Origin of the sequence: Variovorax sp. J2P1-31 (genome assembly GCF_030317215.1) — a bacterium.
In the GTDB taxonomy this organism is placed as follows: domain Bacteria; phylum Pseudomonadota; class Gammaproteobacteria; order Burkholderiales; family Burkholderiaceae_C; genus Variovorax.
The window spans coordinates 1,702,194-1,716,494 of record NZ_JASZYA010000001.1; the positions used below are offsets into that span (position 1 = coordinate 1,702,194).

A 14,301-nucleotide genomic window follows, 5' to 3' on the forward strand; every position below is an offset into this window, starting at 1 on the left:
GAAATCGTTCAGGAGTCTCCGTGTCATCGACCCCCATCACCTCCGTTTCCGCCGAAGGCGCCAGCCCTGAACAGACGCCGCTCGAACTCGAGCTGGCCACGCTGCTGGTCGAATCCCTGAACCTCGAGGTCGCGCCCGCCGAGGTCGACCCCAATGCGCCCCTGTACGGCGAAGGCCTGGGCCTGGACTCCATCGACATCCTGGAAGTGGCACTCGAAGTGTCGCGCCGCTACGGCTTCCAGCTGCGCTCCGACGACGAGCGCAACCAGCAGATCTTCACGTCGCTGCGCACGCTGGCCACGCACGTGGAACAGAACAAGACCACCGCCTGATGACAGGGCAGGGCGCCGCGAATCTCGAGAGCGGTCCGCCGACGGACCGCCGCACGGCGCGGGCCTGAGCGATGTCGCGTTGGCGCCTGGCGCTCCTGCTGACGGCAGGGGCGGCGTATGCCGGTCTGTCGCACTGGCTGATGCTGTTCCATCCGCATGCGCCCTGGGCCATGGCGGTGCTGCTCGGCCCCTTGTGGCTCACCGCGCTGGGCCTGGGCGGTTCGCGCTTCGGCGGTTGGGGGCTGGTGGGCGCGACCGTCGTCGGCGCCCTGGTCTTCGTGCTGCTGTGGCAGGGCGGCGCGGGCGATCCCAACCGCCTCTATGTGCTCCAACACGTCGGCATCAATGCCGTGCTGGGCTGCTGGTTCGGCGGCACGCTGCGCGGCGGCGGGCTGTCGCTGATCGGCCAGTTCGCGCAGCGCGTCCACACGCTGGGCCCGGGCATGCCCGAGTACACGCGCCAGGTCACCTGGGTCTGGACCCTCTACTTCGCGCTCACGGCCGCCATCTCGATCCCGGTCTACCTGTGGCTGCCGTTCTCCGTCTGGTCGCTGCTGGCCAACGTGCTGAGCCCGGTGATGGTGGTGGTGCTGTTCGTCGGTGAACACCTGCTGCGCTACCGCCTGCATCCCGAATTCGAGCGCACCCGCATGATCGATGCGGTGCGCGCCTTCTATGGCACCCACGCGCCCGCGGCCGATCCGGCCGCCAAGCACGGAGGCCTGTAGTCCACCGGACCGCGCATGTCGACCCACGATCCCCTCTCCCTGGCGCTGCTGGCGCCGCGTGACCTGGCCGCGCCGCTGGCCTGGCGGGCCGGCGTGCCGGTCTCGGGCCATGCCTTCCTGGCCGACGTCGCGCGGCAGGCCGAGCGCATGCCCGCCACCGGCCCGGTGGTCAACCTGTGCAACGACCGCTACGCCTTCTCGGTCGCGCTGGGCGCGGCGCTGCTGCGCGGCCAGGCCAGCCTGCTGCCGCCCGATGCGCGGCCGGAGACCATGGCGCGCCTGGTCGAGACGCACGGCGCGCTCACGGCTGTGACCGACGAGCCCTCGCTGTCCACGCCGGGCATGCCCAAGGTGCTGGTCGAGATCGGCGGCGAGGCGCCGCGCGAGGGCGACGGCGTCACCGTGCCCGCCATCGACGGCGGCCTGCACGCGGTGAGCCTGCTGACCTCGGGCTCCACCGGCACGCCGCAGCCGCATGCCAAGCGCTGGGACACGCTGGTCGGCGATGTGGCGGCCGCGGTGGGCCGATTGGCCGATTTCCTGCAGCGCCCCTCGCTGAGCGGCGTGACGCTGGTGGCCACGGTGCCGGTGCAGCACAGCTACGGCCTCGAGTCCTCGGCGCTGCTCGCGCTGCTGGGCGGCGCGGCCTTCGACGCGGGCCGGCCCTTCTTCCCGGCCGACATCGTGGCCGCGCTGGCGGCGGTGCCGCGTCCGCGCGCGCTGGTCACCACGCCCTTCCATTTGAAGACGCTGCTGCTGTCGGGCCTGGAGATTCCGCCGGTGGACCTGATCCTGTCGGCCACCGCGCCGCTGTCGCCGCAGCTGGCCGCGCAGGCCGAACAGGCGACCGGCGGGGTGCTGGTCGAGATCTACGGCAGCACCGAGTCGGGCCAGGTCGCGACGCGCCGGCCCACGCAGAGCGAGGTCTGGGAGACCTTCGGCGAGATCCGCGTGACGGCGCAGGCCGGGGCCGACGGCGCCGAGCAGTTCGTCTTCGGCGGCGATTTCATCCCCGAGCCCACGCCCATGGCCGACGTGCTCGAGCTGCTGGACGACCGGCGCTTCCGCCTGTTCGGCCGCGCCAACGACCTGATCCACGTGGCCGGCAAGCGCAGCTCGCTGGGCCACCTCAACTACCACCTCAACAGCATCCCCGGCATCGAGGACGGCGCCTTCTGGCTGCCCGACGAGGTCAGCGACGGCGTGGTGCGGCCAGTGGCCTTCGTGGTCGCGCCTTCGCTGTCGGCGGCCGAGATCGTCGCGGACCTGCGCCATCGGCTGGAATCGGTCTTCGTGCCGCGCCGCGTGGTGCATGTGAGCGCATTGCCGCGCGAGGGCACGGGCAAGCTCACGGTGCGTTCGCTGCGCGAGTTCGCGCTGTCGCAGCTGGCGTCCGACGACACGCCGGTGCAGTTCAGCCATGAGGTGCCGGTCGACCATCCGGTGTTCGCCGGCCACTTCCCCGGCCAGCCGCTGGTGCCCGGCGCCCTGCTGGTGTCGGAGGTGCTGGAAGCCCTGCGGCGCGTGCCCGCGATGGCCGCGCGCCTGGGTCCGCACCCGACCCTGGCGGCGGTCAAGTTCCTCTCGCCGGTGCGGCCCGGCGCGCGCATCGAGATCGCGCTGCAGCCCGAAACCGGCGCGGCCCGCGGCGTGAAGTTCGAGCTGCGCTGCGGCGACGTGGTGGCCGCCAGCGGACGCTGGACCGCGTCGGAACCGGCCTGATGGGGGCCGAAGACATCGGCGCGAAGAAGCCCGAGGCCGCCGGCTGGGCCCACCGGCCCGAGCGCAGCAACATGCTCGCGCTGCGCTTCATCTGCTGGCTGGCACTGACCTGCGGGCGCCGGCTCACGCGGCTGATCCTGCCGCCGATCTGCCTCTACTTCCTGCTCCTCGACCCGACACCGCGGCGCCACATCAAGCGCTACCTGTTCCGCGCGATCGGCCCGAAGGCCGGCTGGGCCGACGGCTACCGGCTGCTCCACACCTTCGCTTCCACCGTGCTCGACCGGGTCTACTTCCTGCGCGGGCGCATGGACCTGTTCGACGTCCGGATCAGCGGGCAGCAGGCGGTGCACGCCGAGATCGACGCGGGCCGGGGCGCCTTCATGCTCGGCGCCCACATGGGCAGCTTCGAGGCCATGGGCGCCTGCCGCCAGCACAGCGACGACCAGTCGCAGCTGCGGCTGGCGATGCTGATGTTCACCGACAACGCGCAGCGCATCTCGGCCATCCTCGAAGCCATCAGCCTGCCGGAACTGCGCCCGCACATCATCGCGCTGGGGCGCCCGCATTCCATGCTCGACCTGCGCGACTGGCTCGACGGCGGCGGGCTGGGCGGCCTGCTGGCCGACCGCACGCTGCCGGCCGGCGAGGAAGCGGCACAGCGCGGCAACGACATCGTGCTGCCTTTCCTGGGCCAGCCCGCGACCTTCAGCGACGGCCCGTTCCGGCTCGCCGCGCTGCTGCGCCGCAAGGTCTTCTTCATGGCCGGGCTGTACCTGGGGGGCGCAAGCTACGATGTCCGCTTCGAGCCTCTGGCCGATTTCAGCGAACGCCTGGCCGACCCGGCCGAACGGGAACGCCGCATCCGCGCCGCGGTCGAAGCCTATGTGCTGCGACTCGAGGCCCTGTGCCGCGAGCACCCCTACAACTGGTTCAACTTCCATGATTTCTGGCTTGAAGATGCGCATTGACGGCGGCCTGCGCCGCGCCCGCTGGGCCGTGGCGCTGCTGCTGTGCGCGGCCGCGCCGGCCTGGGCCTTCGACTTCAACGAGCTGATGGGCCTGCTGGCCCGGCAGAAGCAGGGCGAGGCCAGCTTCACCGAGCAGCGCTATGTGCGCGGTGTCGACGGCCCGCTGGCGGCCAGCGGCACCCTGAGTTTCACCGCGCCCGACCAGCTGGTGCGGCGCACGCTCACGCCGCGGCCCGAGACCATGGCGGTCGACGGCAACAACCTGGTGCTGTCGCGCAGCGGCCGCACCCGCAACATGACGCTCGACAGCGTGCCCGAGATCCAGGGCCTGGTCGAGGCCATGCGCGCCACGCTGGCCGGCAACCCGCAGGTGCTGCAGCGCTACTTCAAGCCCACCGTGAGCGGCAACGCCGACGCCTGGGCGCTCGACCTGGCGCCGCTCGATGCGCGGCTGTCGTCGCAGATCGCGGCGCTGCGCCTGAGCGGCAAGGCCGGCGAGGTGCTGGGCGTGGAGATGGAATTCCGCGGTGGCGACCGTTCGATCATGACCATCTCGCCCAAGCGATGAACGCCGGCCCGAGCCGCACGCGTCGCATCGGGGTGCTGCTGCTGTGGCTGGCCGCGGTGCTGGCCGGCGTGGCCGTGATCTCGCGCACGCATTTCAGCGCCGACCTCTCGGCCTTCCTGCCCGCCAGCCCCGATGCGCGCCAGCGCGTGCTGATCGAGCAACTGCAGAGCGGCGTGGCCTCGCGCACGCTGATGGTCGGGCTCGAAGGCGGCAAGGACGCGGCGCAACGTGCCGACGTGTCGCGTGCCGTGGGCAAGGGCATGCGCGCCAGCGGCCTGTTCGAGCAGGTGCAGAACGGCGACCACAGCGAGTGGAAGGAGGCCGGCACCTTCGTGTTCGACCGGCGCTACCAGCTCTCGCCCGAAGTCTCGCCCGAGCGCTTCAGCGTCGACGGCCTGCGCGACGCGATCAACGACTCGCTGTCGCTTCTGGGCACGCCGGCCGGCAACATGGTCCGGCCGCTGTTCGAGCGCGACCCGACCGGCGAGACCCAGCGCATCGCCGAAGAGATGATTCCCGCCACCTCGCCGCGCACGGAGGAGGGCGTGTGGGTGTCGCGCAGCGCGCCGCGCGCCATGCTGCTGGCCACCACCACCGCCTCGGGCAGCGACCTCGACGCGCAGGCCGCGGGCATCGCGGCGATCGAGGCCGAGTACGCGAAGGCCACCCAGGGCATGGGCGCCGAGGCGCCGAAGCTGCAGTTGAGCGGCGCGCCGGTGTTCTCGGTCCAGAGCCGCGACAAGATCAAGGGCGAGGCGATCCACCTCGCGATCGTGGGCGCCATCGTCATGGGCTGCCTGCTGCTCGCGGCCTTCGCGTCGCCCAAGGCGCTGGTGATCGCGGTGCTGCCGGTGCTGACCGGCGTGGTGGCCGGCACGGCCGCCGTGGCGCTGGTCTTCGGCTCGGTGCACGGGCTCACCATGGGCTTCGGCAGCACGCTGATCGGCGAGACCGTCGACTACGCGATCTACTACCTGATCCAGGCGCGTGGCGCGGCCGTGCGCGGCACCGGCTGGCAGCGCTGGCGCGACCTCAACTGGCCGACCGTGCGGCTGGGCCTGCTGACCTCGGTCTGCGGCTTCGCGGCCTTGCTGTTCTCGGGCTTCCCGGGCCTGGCGCAACTGGGCGTGTTCTCGATCGCCGGCCTGGTGGCCGCGGCCCTGGTCACGCGCCACGGCCTGCCCATGCTCGCGCCCGATGGCGCCACCGGCATGGGCATGCGCCGCCAGATGGCGCGGCTGGCCGGCGGCATCGTCGATGCCCTGCCGCGGCTGCGCATGACTTTCATCGTGCTGGGCATCGCAGCCGTGGCCCTGATGGCCTGGCAGGGCGGCGAGCTGTGGCGCGCCAGCCTGTCGTCGATGAGCCCGATCTCCAAGGCCTCGCAGGAACTCGATGCCTCCTTGCGCGCCGACATCGGCGCGAGCGACGGCGGCACGCTGGTGGTGATCCAGGCGGCCGACGAACAGGCCGCGCTGCGCGCCACCGAGGCGGCCGGCGCGAAGCTCGACACCCTGGTGAGCGAAGGCCAGTTGAGCGGCTTCGAGACCGTGACCCGCATGCTGCCCAGCATCGCGACGCAACAGGCACGCCTGGCGAGCCTGCCCGACGCGGCCACCTTGCGCACGCGCCTGAACGAGGCCGTCACCGGCCTGCCGCTGAAGCCGGAGCGCTTCGAACCCTTCATCGCCGCGGTCGATGCGGCGCGCGCGCTGGCGCCGATCACGCGCGCCGACCTGGCCCAGGGGCCGATGGCGCCGGTGGTGCGCGCGCTGCTGTTCGAGCGTCCGGGCGGCGGCTGGTCGGCGCTGATCGCGCTGCACCCGACCGATCGCTTCGACAAGAGCAAGCTCGCCGCCGCGCTGGCGCCGCTGCCCGAGGTGCAGGTGGTCGACATCGGCGACGAGCTGGGCAGCCTCTATGCACGCTACCTGCACGAGGCCTTCGTGCAGGTGCTGCTGGGCGCGCTTGCGGTGGTGGTGCTGCTGGGCCTCTACCTGCGCTCGCTGCGCCGGCTGGTCGCGGTGTGCCAGCCGCTGCTGCTGGCGGTGGTGCTCACCCTGGGCGGCATGGCCGTGCTGCAGGTGCCGCTGGGCATCCTGCACCTGGTCGGTCTGCTGCTGATCGTCGCGGTGGGCTCCAACTACGCGCTGTTCTTCGACCAGCTGCAGGAGACCGGCCGGGCCGACGAGGACACGCTGGCCTCGCTGATGCTGGCCAACCTCACGACGGTGGTGTCCTTCGGGCTGATCGCGATCTCCGACATTCCCGCGCTCTCGGCCATCGGCCGGGTGGTGGCGCCGGGCGCGCTCTTGGCCTTGCTCCTGTCGGCGGCATTCGGCAAACGGCGCGCGCGCTGAGGTACAAAGGCGCGTCATGTCCTTCGCCACCGACCCGCCCCCCGCACCGCTGCCGCCCGTGTTCACGGCCAGCGCGGTGGTCCACCTGGCCGCGCTGGGCGCGGGCCTGTGGGTGCCGGGTGCGTGGCCGTGGGCGATCGGCGCGGTGGTGCTCAACCATGCGCTGGTCACGGGCGCCGGCCTCACGCCGCGCAGCCGGCTGCTGGGCCCCAACGTGACGCGGCTGCCGGCCGCGGCCGTGGCGCGCCGCGAAGTCGCGCTGACCATCGACGACGGCCCCGACCCCGAGGTCACGCCACAGGTGCTGGACCTGCTCAATGCCCACGGGCAGCGCGCCACCTTCTTCTGCATCGCCGAGCGCGTCGCGGCCCATCCCGCACTGGCGCGCGAGATCGTCGCGCGCGGCCACGGCATCGAGAACCACACGGCGCGGCACCGCCACAACTTCTCGCTGCTCGGGCCGCGCGGCTATGCGGCCGAGATCTCGCGCGCGCAGGATCTGCTGACCGAGGTCACGGGCCGGCGGCCCCAGTGCTTTCGCGCGCCGGCCGGCCTGCGCAACCCTTTTCTCGCGCCGGTGCTGCGCCGCCTCGGCCTGTCGCTGGTGAGCTGGACCCGGCGCGGCTTCGACACCCGCGAGCACGATCCGGCCAAGGTGCTGGCCCGTCTCACGCGCGGTCTGGCGGCCGGCGACATCCTGCTGCTGCACGACGGCAACGCCGCGCGCACCGCAGCCGGTCGGCCGGTGCTGCTGGAGGTGCTGCCGCCGCTGCTGGCGCGCTTCGAGGCCCAGGGCCTGCGCGCCGTCACGCTGGCCGAAGGACTGGCCGAATGAGCGGAGTCTCGACCGACGCGGCCTGGCGCCGCCTGCACGAAACCGCCTCGGCACCGTACCGCCAGTCCGGCCGCTTCGCCTGGCATTTCGCGCGCGGCAAGCTGGGCCGCGACCCGATCTTCCGCGGCGTGATCGAACGCGGCCTGCTCGACGCCACGCGTGCGCGCGTGGTCGACATCGGCAGCGGCCAGAGCCTGCTCGCGAGCCTGCTGTCGGCCATGGCAGGCATGCAGGCCCAGGGGCACTGGCCCGCGAGCTGGGCCTCGACGCCCGAGCGTGCCGAGTACACCGGCATCGAACTCATGCCCAACGACGTGGCGCGTGCGCGCGCGTCGATCGCGCACCTGGAGCCCGCGCCGACCTTGCTGTGCGCCGACATGCGCACCGCCGCGTTGCCGGCCTGCGACCTGGTCGCGATCTTCGACGTGCTGCACTACGTCGATCTGCATGCGCAGGAGGCTTTGCTGCACCGTGTGCGCGATGCGCTGGCGCCCGGCGGACGGCTGCTGCTGCGGGTGTGCGATGCCGCGAGCGGGCGCGCCTTCGCGTTCACGCAGTGGGTGGACCGCGCGGTGCTGTTCGTGCGCGGCCACGGCACCGCGCGCACCTGGGGCCGGCCGCTGGCCGAGTGGACCGCGCTGCTGTCCCGGCTGGGCTTCAGCGTGCAGATTGTTCCCATGAGCCAGGGCACGCCGTTCGCGAACGTGCTGCTGGTGGCCGACCTTCCGACCGTCACCCCATGACCCCTCAGACCCTCGACCGCGCCGGCATCGCCCTGCGCATTCCCCACAGCGGCAGCATGTGCCTGCTCGACCGCCTTGATGCCTGGGACGCGGAAGCGATCCACTGCAGCACCGAGAGCCATCGCTTGCCCGACAACCCGCTGCGCACCGCCAGCGGCCTGATGGCGCCCAACCTGATCGAGTACGCCGCGCAGGCCATGGCGCTGCACGGTGGGCTGCTGGCGCCGGAGGGTGCCGAGCCCTCGGCCGGCTTCCTGGCCAGCGCGCGCGGCGTGCGCTTCGCGGTCGATCGCTTCGACGACGTCGACGGCGCGCTGCGGGTGCAGGCGCGCCGGCTGTCGGGCGACGCGCGCCAGGTGCTCTACGAATTCACGGTGAAGAACGCGGCGGACCAACTGCTGGCCGAAGGCCGCGCCGTCGTCGTGCTCAACACGCCGCTCGCTCCCGCCCCCAACGAATGACCCCCATGAGCCTTTCCGGAAAACGTGCATTGATCACCGGCGCCAGCGGCGCCCTGGGCGCGGCCATCGCGCAACGCCTGGCGCGCGACGGCGCCACCGTGCTGCTGCATGCGAGCTCGCGCCCGCAGGCCATCGAGGAACTGGCCGCCACCATCACCGCGGCCGGCGGCAGCGCCGAATGCCATGTGTTCGACCTGCGCAGCGACGAGGGCACGGCCGCGGGCTGCGCCGCGATGCTCGCCGGCGGGCCGGTGCAGATCGTCGTGAACAACGCCGGCGTGCACGACGATGCGGTGCTGCCGGGCATGCGCCCCGAGCAATGGCACAAGGTGATCGACGTCTCGCTCAACGGCTTCTTCCGCGTCACCCAGCCGCTGCTGCTGCCCATGCTGCGCACACGCTGGGGCCGGATCCTCAACATCTCCTCGGTCGCCTCGCTGACCGGCAACCGCGGCCAGGTCAACTACGCGGCCGCCAAGGGCGCGCTCAACAGCGCCACCAAGGCCCTGTCGCTGGAGGTCGCGGCACGCGGCGTGACGGTCAACGCCATCGCGCCGGGCATCATCGCCTCGCCGATGGCCGATGCGGTGTTCGACCCGGCGCTGATCCAGCAGATGGTGCCGGCCAAGCGCGCGGGCACGCCCGAGGAGGTGGCATCGCTCGCGGGCTTCCTGGCGAGCGCGGAGGCGGCCTACATCACCGGCCAGGTGATTTCCATCAACGGCGGAATGATCTAGCGTGTAAAGAGCAGCGCCGAGTTCGTGCCGCCGAAGGCGAAAGAACTGCTGATCGCCGCTTCGAGCGCCGGCGCCTGGGTGTCGGCCTCGCGCACCAGGTTCAGCGCACAGGCCGGGTCGGGCGATGCGCCATGCGCATTCGGCGGCAGCTGCCGCTCGCGCAGCGCCATCACCGTGATCACGGCTTCGAGCGCGCCGGCGGCACCCAGCAGGTGGCCATGCACGGCCTTGGTCGAACTCACGCGCAACCCGTCCAGCTGCTCGCCCCAGACGATTGCCAGCGCCTCGCGCTCCACCACGTCGCCGATGCGCGTGGCGGTGCCGTGGGCGTTGCAGTAGCCCACATCGCCCGGCTTCAGGTCCGCCTGTTTCAGCGCCTGGCGCAGCGCGCGGGCCTGGCCTTCGGCGTCGGGCTTGGTGAGGTGGGTCGCGTCGCAGCTGCTGCCCCAGCCGGCCAGGGTGGCATGGACCCGGGCGCCGCGCCGGCGCGCGTGCGCGGCCGACTCCAGCACCAGGAAGGCCGCGCCTTCGCCCAGCGCGAAGCCGCTGCGATCGGCTGCGAAGGGACGCACCGCCGTGGCGGCTTCGCCGGGCTCGAAGCCCGCGAGCGTCTGCATGGCCTGCCAGGCCAGCACCACGCCGGGCACGATCAGCGCTTCGCTGCCGCCCGCGATCGCGATGTCGACCTCGCCGCGCTGCACCGCCTTGGCGGCCTCGGCGATGGCCAGCGACGACGAGGCACAGGCCACCGAATAGGTCAGCACCGGCCCTTGCGCGCGCTGGCGCATCGCGACGTGCGAGGCCGGCGCGTTCGGCATGAAGGCGGGAATGGTCAGCGGCGGCACGCGCCCGTTGCCGCGGTAGGCGGCTTCCAGCGCGGCCGCGCCGCCCATGCCGCAGCCGGCGAAGACGCCGATGCGCTCGGGATCGACGGCGCCGGCTTCGAGGCCGGCATCGCGCATCGCCAGGTCGGCGGCGGCCACGGCCAGCTGGCTCACGCGGTCGACGCCGGCGAGCTGCAGCTTGGTGAACCAGCGCGCGGCGTCGAAGTCGACGGTCGCGGCGGCCGCGGGCTTGGGCAGTTCGGGGAAGACCGGATGGATCGCGGATTCGGCGCGCAGCAGCGCGGCGAACAGGGCCTCGGGCGTGTCGCCGTGCGGCGCCACCACGCCGAGGCCGGTGACGGCCACGGAATGCATGCTCACGCGACCTTCGCGGCCCGCACCTTGTCCACGAGGGCCGCGAGTTCGGCCAGCGTGTCGATGTTCGGGTTGTCGTCGGGCACTTCGATGCCGAACTTGTCTTCGATCTCGAAGATGAACTCGGCCAGCGCCAGGGAGTCGAGCCCCTTCTCGCGCATGGAGGCCTGCGGATCGAGTTCGGACGACGGGATGCCGTACTTCTCCTGGATCAGATCCTGCAATTCCTTCAACGAACTCATGGTGATATTGGCCCCCCAGTGCGATGCTCGTTCGATGATAGCGGCTGCGGCGCGGGTCGCCAGCGCAGCGAGGGCAGGGCAAACGCGATGCCCAGCAGCGCGCCGGCCAGCGCGTCGAGCGCCACATGCTGCTTCACGGCCAGCGTCGACCAGGCGATGGCGACGAACCACAGCAGGTTGAGGCCGCGCAGCCAGCGCGGGGCGGCCGCGTCGCGCAGCACCTGTTCGACACGGATCACGGTGAACATCGCGGTCGCCACGTGCAGCGAGGGGCAGGCATTGCCCGCCGCGTCCACGCCCTGCAGCATCGCGAAACCGGCGAAGCCCGAGACGTCCATGTCCAGCGGCGGCACGGCGGTCGGCCAGAAGCGGAAGAAGGCCAGGCCGGTCAGGCACATCGCGCCGAGCCAGAGGCCGTAGACGTTGAGTTCGGCGAAGCTGCGCTGCAGGCCCGGCCCGACGCCGATGTAGAGCCACAGCGTGAGATAGATGAACAGCGCCTCGGGCTGGAAGCCGATCCAGCGGTCGAGCGCGGTCAACGGCATCTCGAACACCGGGTACACCGGGTTGCGCAGCACGTAGAAGTAGCCGACGAAGAACAGCGAGGTGATCGCGGTGGTGCCGACCAGCTTGAGCCAGAACAGCTTGCGCATGCGCAGGCCGATCTCGGCGGTCCAGGGGGAAAGGGCGTAGGGCGGCATCGGCGATGGGTGAGGGCGGTCAGGGACCCGCCGGCGCGCGATCGCGGGCCCGGCGGACGGAGGGGGGCGGGCGGGCCAGGTCGGCCCCGCTCACGGCTGGAAGGGCGGCAGGCGGCGCAGCCGCTTCCAGGCCAGCCAGGGCAGCCGCAGCACGAATTCGGCCATCAGCCGCGTGTGCATCCACGACAGCAGGATGTTGTCGCGCACGTAGTTGAAGTGCGAGACGCCGCCTTCGGCCGCGCTCAGGTACTTCACCGGCGCATCGATGTTGATCGGCTTGACGCCGCCCCAGGCCAGGCGCACCACGGCCTCGGTGTCGAAGTCGAAGCGGCGCATCCAGGGCTGGCGCTCCATCACCGCGATCAGCGGCGCGACCGGGTAGATCCGGAAGCCGTAGAGCGAATCGCCCACGCCCGCGCACAGCGTCTCGATGTGGGTCCAGCCGTTGGACAGCTTGCGCCCGCGCACCCGCAGCAGCGGCGCGCTGGCGTCGAAGATCGGGCGGCCCAGCACCATGGTGTCGGGCCGGGCCTGCGAGGCCTGCATGAAGGACGGGATCAGGTCGGCCGGATGCTGTCCGTCGGAATCCATGGTCAGCGCGTGCGTGAAGCCGGCCTGCTGCGCCACCTTCAGGCCATGCAGCACGGCCGCGCCCTTGCCCTGGTTCTGCGGCAGCACCCAGACCCGCAGGCCCGGGTCCTCGGCCGCCATGCGTTGCATGCGCTCGCCGGTGCCGTCGGTGCTGCCGTCGATCACGACCCAGACGGGGTTCCATTGGGCGCGGGCCGCGCTGACGGTGGAGAAGAGCCGTTCTCCGGTGTTGTAGCTCGGGATCAGGACGAGATGGGTGCGCGAAGGGTCTGACATGCGGGCGGCGCATCGGAGGCGCTCTGTTCCAGGGAATGGCGAAAGTACTGTTCTAACTGCAGCAGCAGCGCGGCGCTGTCGGGCGAAGGCGCAAAGCGCTCGCCCAGGCGCAGCGTGAAGACCAGCGGCAGTGGCGGCACGCGCCACAGGGGCCATCCTTTTCCGAGATAGGGGGAGTCGGTGTCGATGAAGACGGTCTGGATCGGCGCCGGCGCGAGCTTGGCGATCAGCGTGACGCCGGGCCGGAAGCTGTTGAGCGGCGGCTCGACGGTGCGCGTGCCCTCGGGGAAGATCACCAACTGCCCGCCGCGGCGCAGGTCCTGCACCGCCAGCCGCACCATGGTGTGGGCCGAGTCGTTGCGGATGTAGTGCGCGAGCCGGGCGCCGGCGCCCAGGAACACGTTCTTCATCAGCCCGGCCTTCATGATGCAGGCGCTGCGCGGCAGCCGGGCCACCAGCAGCAGCGCGTCGAGCATGCTGGGGTGGTTGGCGGCGAAGATCAGCCCGGGCTCGTCGCGCAGCGCGTCGAGGCATCGCGCGTCGATGCGCATCATCCCGCTCAGCGAGGCGATGGTCCAGAAGGCCCGGTAGGCCCCCGCGATCACGCGGCGGCCCAGCGGACGCCCGACGTGGGGCGGCAGCAGGGGCTGCAGCAGCATCGCGGCCAGGTTCCAGCCCAGCGAGATCAGGCCCAGGCCCAGCAGCAGGCTGTAGAGCGGCAGCGCGAGGGCGGCCGAGCGGCCCTGGCGCAGCACCTTCCTCATCGGCCCGTCCTGGCGCTCATCGGCGAATCGAACCCGTGGCCACGGCATGGGCCTCGATCTCCACCAGCAGGTCCTGCCGACAGATGTCGGCCTCGAGGTACACCGCGTGGCGCACGGTCGGGGCCTGCGCGCCCAGCACCGCCTCGAGCACCTCGCGCACCACCGGCGCGTCGGCCACGTGGCGCACGTAGACCACGGCCTCCAGCGCGGGCAGGGCGAAGCCGGCGTCGGTGCGCTGGTTGGCAGCGCCGATCACGGCCGCCAGGTTGCGCAGCGTCTCCTCGGTCTGCGCGCGCACGTCGCCCAGGTGCACGGTCTCGTGCCCGACGATGCTGGCCGTGCCCGAGATGAACAGCGCGACCTGGCCGTCGCCGAGCTCGGCCAGGGCCGCGCGCGAGAAGGTGGGCGAGCGCGGACCGTAGGTCTCGGGGTAGCGGTAGGCCGAGACCTGGCGCGGGTTCTCGACCGGCAGCGGCGCGATCTGGCCGGCCAGGAAGCGGATGCACAGCGCGCCCTGGCGGATGCCCAGCGCGCAGGCGGCCGGCGCCCCTTCGAAGGCCGCCTGGCCCGCGTCGAGGAAAGCCTGCTGGCGGCCCATGTTGAACTGGCGGTAGCGCTCCAGGCCGCCGCCGTCGCCGTTGATCTGCGGCAGGTAGTTCCAGATGCGCTGCAGGTGCGGGCAGCCGCTCTGCCGCAGGGCGACGAACAGGTCGGTGTAGGCGCGCTCGGCCAGCCGGGCCACGCCCTGCTTCTCGGCCGCCTCGTCGAGGTCGATCGCGCCCAGCAGCCAGTGGCCGTCGGTGCGCCAGCGCACCACGCCGGTGGTGCCGGAGCGCACCTCGCCGCGCGCATGCCAGACATCGGCCATCGGGCCGCCGTCGGACAGCACGCGCGCATCGACGTTGGGCATCCAGGGCAGGTTCTCGTGCAGGCCGTAGCCCAGGCCGCCGAAGGGCGGATGGCCGCTGTCGGCCATGGCCAGGCCCTGCGCGAGCGTCAGTCGCTCGAGCCGCAGCGGCGGCACCTTGACGGGTTCACGTGCGCTCATCGTGTGGAATCCTTTGCGGGGGA

General features: G+C 72.0%; 16 protein-coding genes. 10 read left to right on the plus strand and 6 right to left on the minus strand.

Annotated features, from left to right (window positions below; translation table 11 throughout):
• Window positions 1-20 precede the first annotated feature (20 nt).
• The 10 genes from QTI20_RS07830 to fabG all read left to right on the plus strand — a co-directional run bounded on the left by QTI20_RS07830 (window position 21) and on the right by fabG (window position 9,457).
• Window positions 21-332, plus strand: a complete 312-nt coding sequence (locus QTI20_RS07830; protein ID WP_286548654.1) for a phosphopantetheine-binding protein — start codon at window positions 21-23, stop codon at window positions 330-332.
• Between the two features lie 71 nt (window positions 333-403).
• Window positions 404-1,060 (plus strand): COG4648 family protein, encoded by a 657-nt coding sequence (locus tag QTI20_RS07835; protein ID WP_286548652.1) that lies wholly within the window; start codon window positions 404-406, stop codon window positions 1,058-1,060.
• Between the two features lie 15 nt (window positions 1,061-1,075).
• Window positions 1,076-2,782, plus strand: a complete 1,707-nt coding sequence (locus QTI20_RS07840; protein ID WP_286548651.1) for an ApeI family dehydratase — start codon at window positions 1,076-1,078, stop codon at window positions 2,780-2,782.
• Window positions 2,782-3,753, plus strand: a complete 972-nt coding sequence (locus QTI20_RS07845) for a lysophospholipid acyltransferase family protein (protein WP_286548649.1) — start codon at window positions 2,782-2,784, stop codon at window positions 3,751-3,753. The genes QTI20_RS07840 and QTI20_RS07845 overlap by 1 nt, the downstream gene beginning before the upstream one ends.
• A complete protein-coding gene (locus QTI20_RS07850; protein WP_286550973.1) occupies window positions 3,743-4,321 on the plus strand; it encodes a LolA-related protein in 579 nt (192 codons plus the stop codon). Before QTI20_RS07845 ends, QTI20_RS07850 begins: the two co-directional genes overlap by 11 nt.
• The gene (locus tag QTI20_RS07855; protein ID WP_286548648.1) at window positions 4,318-6,681 is read left to right on the plus strand and encodes an MMPL family transporter; all 2,364 of its coding nucleotides are present in this window, start codon (window positions 4,318-4,320) and stop codon (window positions 6,679-6,681) included. The genes QTI20_RS07850 and QTI20_RS07855 overlap by 4 nt, the downstream gene beginning before the upstream one ends.
• 16 nt (window positions 6,682-6,697) lie before the next feature.
• Entirely contained in the window at window positions 6,698-7,516 is an 819-nt protein-coding gene (locus QTI20_RS07860) for a polysaccharide deacetylase family protein (protein ID WP_286548646.1), read from the plus strand.
• The gene (locus QTI20_RS07865; RefSeq protein WP_286548645.1) at window positions 7,513-8,259 is read left to right on the plus strand and encodes a class I SAM-dependent methyltransferase; all 747 of its coding nucleotides are present in this window, start codon (window positions 7,513-7,515) and stop codon (window positions 8,257-8,259) included. Before QTI20_RS07860 ends, QTI20_RS07865 begins: the two co-directional genes overlap by 4 nt.
• Complete coding sequence (locus tag QTI20_RS07870) at window positions 8,256-8,720, plus strand: hotdog family protein (RefSeq protein WP_286548644.1); 465 nt, start codon at window positions 8,256-8,258, stop codon at window positions 8,718-8,720. The genes QTI20_RS07865 and QTI20_RS07870 overlap by 4 nt, the downstream gene beginning before the upstream one ends.
• A 5-nt stretch (window positions 8,721-8,725) precedes the next feature.
• On the plus strand, window positions 8,726-9,457 hold the full coding sequence (gene fabG / locus QTI20_RS07875; RefSeq protein WP_219217392.1) for a 3-oxoacyl-ACP reductase FabG: 732 nt from the start codon (window positions 8,726-8,728) through the stop codon (window positions 9,455-9,457).
• Here fabG and QTI20_RS07880 read toward each other — a convergent pair.
• The 6 genes from QTI20_RS07880 to QTI20_RS07905 all read right to left on the minus strand — a co-directional run bounded on the left by QTI20_RS07880 (window position 9,454) and on the right by QTI20_RS07905 (window position 14,278).
• Window positions 9,454-10,656: a beta-ketoacyl-[acyl-carrier-protein] synthase family protein gene (locus QTI20_RS07880; RefSeq protein ID WP_286548643.1), complete on the minus strand. Its 1,203-nt coding sequence runs from the start codon at window positions 10,654-10,656 to the stop codon at window positions 9,454-9,456. The two genes, fabG and QTI20_RS07880, sit on opposite strands and share 4 nt — an antisense overlap.
• 2 nt (window positions 10,657-10,658) lie before the next feature.
• Entirely contained in the window at window positions 10,659-10,898 is a 240-nt protein-coding gene (locus QTI20_RS07885) for an acyl carrier protein (protein WP_183026810.1), read from the minus strand.
• The gene (locus tag QTI20_RS07890; RefSeq protein WP_286548642.1) at window positions 10,895-11,599 is read right to left on the minus strand and encodes a phosphatase PAP2 family protein; all 705 of its coding nucleotides are present in this window, start codon (window positions 11,597-11,599) and stop codon (window positions 10,895-10,897) included. The genes QTI20_RS07885 and QTI20_RS07890 overlap by 4 nt, the downstream gene beginning before the upstream one ends.
• 90 nt (window positions 11,600-11,689) lie before the next feature.
• Window positions 11,690-12,466: a glycosyltransferase family 2 protein gene (locus tag QTI20_RS07895; protein WP_183026812.1), complete on the minus strand. Its 777-nt coding sequence runs from the start codon at window positions 12,464-12,466 to the stop codon at window positions 11,690-11,692.
• The gene (locus QTI20_RS07900) at window positions 12,433-13,230 is read right to left on the minus strand and encodes a lysophospholipid acyltransferase family protein (RefSeq protein WP_286548640.1); all 798 of its coding nucleotides are present in this window, start codon (window positions 13,228-13,230) and stop codon (window positions 12,433-12,435) included. Before QTI20_RS07900 ends, QTI20_RS07895 begins: the two co-directional genes overlap by 34 nt.
• A gap of 16 nt (window positions 13,231-13,246) precedes the next feature.
• On the minus strand, window positions 13,247-14,278 hold the full coding sequence (locus tag QTI20_RS07905) for a chorismate transformation FkbO/Hyg5 family protein (protein WP_286548639.1): 1,032 nt from the start codon (window positions 14,276-14,278) through the stop codon (window positions 13,247-13,249).
• Between the last annotated feature and the right edge of the window lie 23 nt (window positions 14,279-14,301).

Excerpts from the sequence above, each read along its gene's own strand:
- QTI20_RS07835 (WP_286548652.1), top strand. The coding sequence starts at position 404 with ATGTCGCGTTGGCGCCTGGCGCTCCTGCTGACGGCAGGGGCGGCGTAT.
- QTI20_RS07840 (WP_286548651.1), top strand. The coding sequence starts at position 1,076 with ATGTCGACCCACGATCCCCTCTCCCTGGCGCTGCTGGCGCCGCGTGAC.
- QTI20_RS07845 (WP_286548649.1), top strand. The coding sequence starts at position 2,782 with ATGGGGGCCGAAGACATCGGCGCGAAGAAGCCCGAGGCCGCCGGCTGG.
- QTI20_RS07850 (WP_286550973.1), top strand. The coding sequence starts at position 3,743 with ATGCGCATTGACGGCGGCCTGCGCCGCGCCCGCTGGGCCGTGGCGCTG.
- QTI20_RS07855 (WP_286548648.1), top strand. The coding sequence starts at position 4,318 with ATGAACGCCGGCCCGAGCCGCACGCGTCGCATCGGGGTGCTGCTGCTG.
- QTI20_RS07860 (WP_286548646.1), top strand. The coding sequence starts at position 6,698 with ATGTCCTTCGCCACCGACCCGCCCCCCGCACCGCTGCCGCCCGTGTTC.
- QTI20_RS07865 (WP_286548645.1), top strand. The coding sequence starts at position 7,513 with ATGAGCGGAGTCTCGACCGACGCGGCCTGGCGCCGCCTGCACGAAACC.
- QTI20_RS07870 (WP_286548644.1), top strand. The coding sequence starts at position 8,256 with ATGACCCCTCAGACCCTCGACCGCGCCGGCATCGCCCTGCGCATTCCC.
- fabG (WP_219217392.1), top strand. The coding sequence starts at position 8,726 with ATGAGCCTTTCCGGAAAACGTGCATTGATCACCGGCGCCAGCGGCGCC.
- QTI20_RS07880 (WP_286548643.1), bottom strand. The coding sequence starts at position 10,656 with ATGCATTCCGTGGCCGTCACCGGCCTCGGCGTGGTGGCGCCGCACGGC.
- QTI20_RS07885 (WP_183026810.1), bottom strand. The coding sequence starts at position 10,898 with ATGAGTTCGTTGAAGGAATTGCAGGATCTGATCCAGGAGAAGTACGGC.
- QTI20_RS07890 (WP_286548642.1), bottom strand. The coding sequence starts at position 11,599 with ATGCCGCCCTACGCCCTTTCCCCCTGGACCGCCGAGATCGGCCTGCGC.
- QTI20_RS07895 (WP_183026812.1), bottom strand. The coding sequence starts at position 12,466 with ATGTCAGACCCTTCGCGCACCCATCTCGTCCTGATCCCGAGCTACAAC.
- QTI20_RS07900 (WP_286548640.1), bottom strand. The coding sequence starts at position 13,230 with ATGAGGAAGGTGCTGCGCCAGGGCCGCTCGGCCGCCCTCGCGCTGCCG.
- QTI20_RS07905 (WP_286548639.1), bottom strand. The coding sequence starts at position 14,278 with ATGAGCGCACGTGAACCCGTCAAGGTGCCGCCGCTGCGGCTCGAGCGA.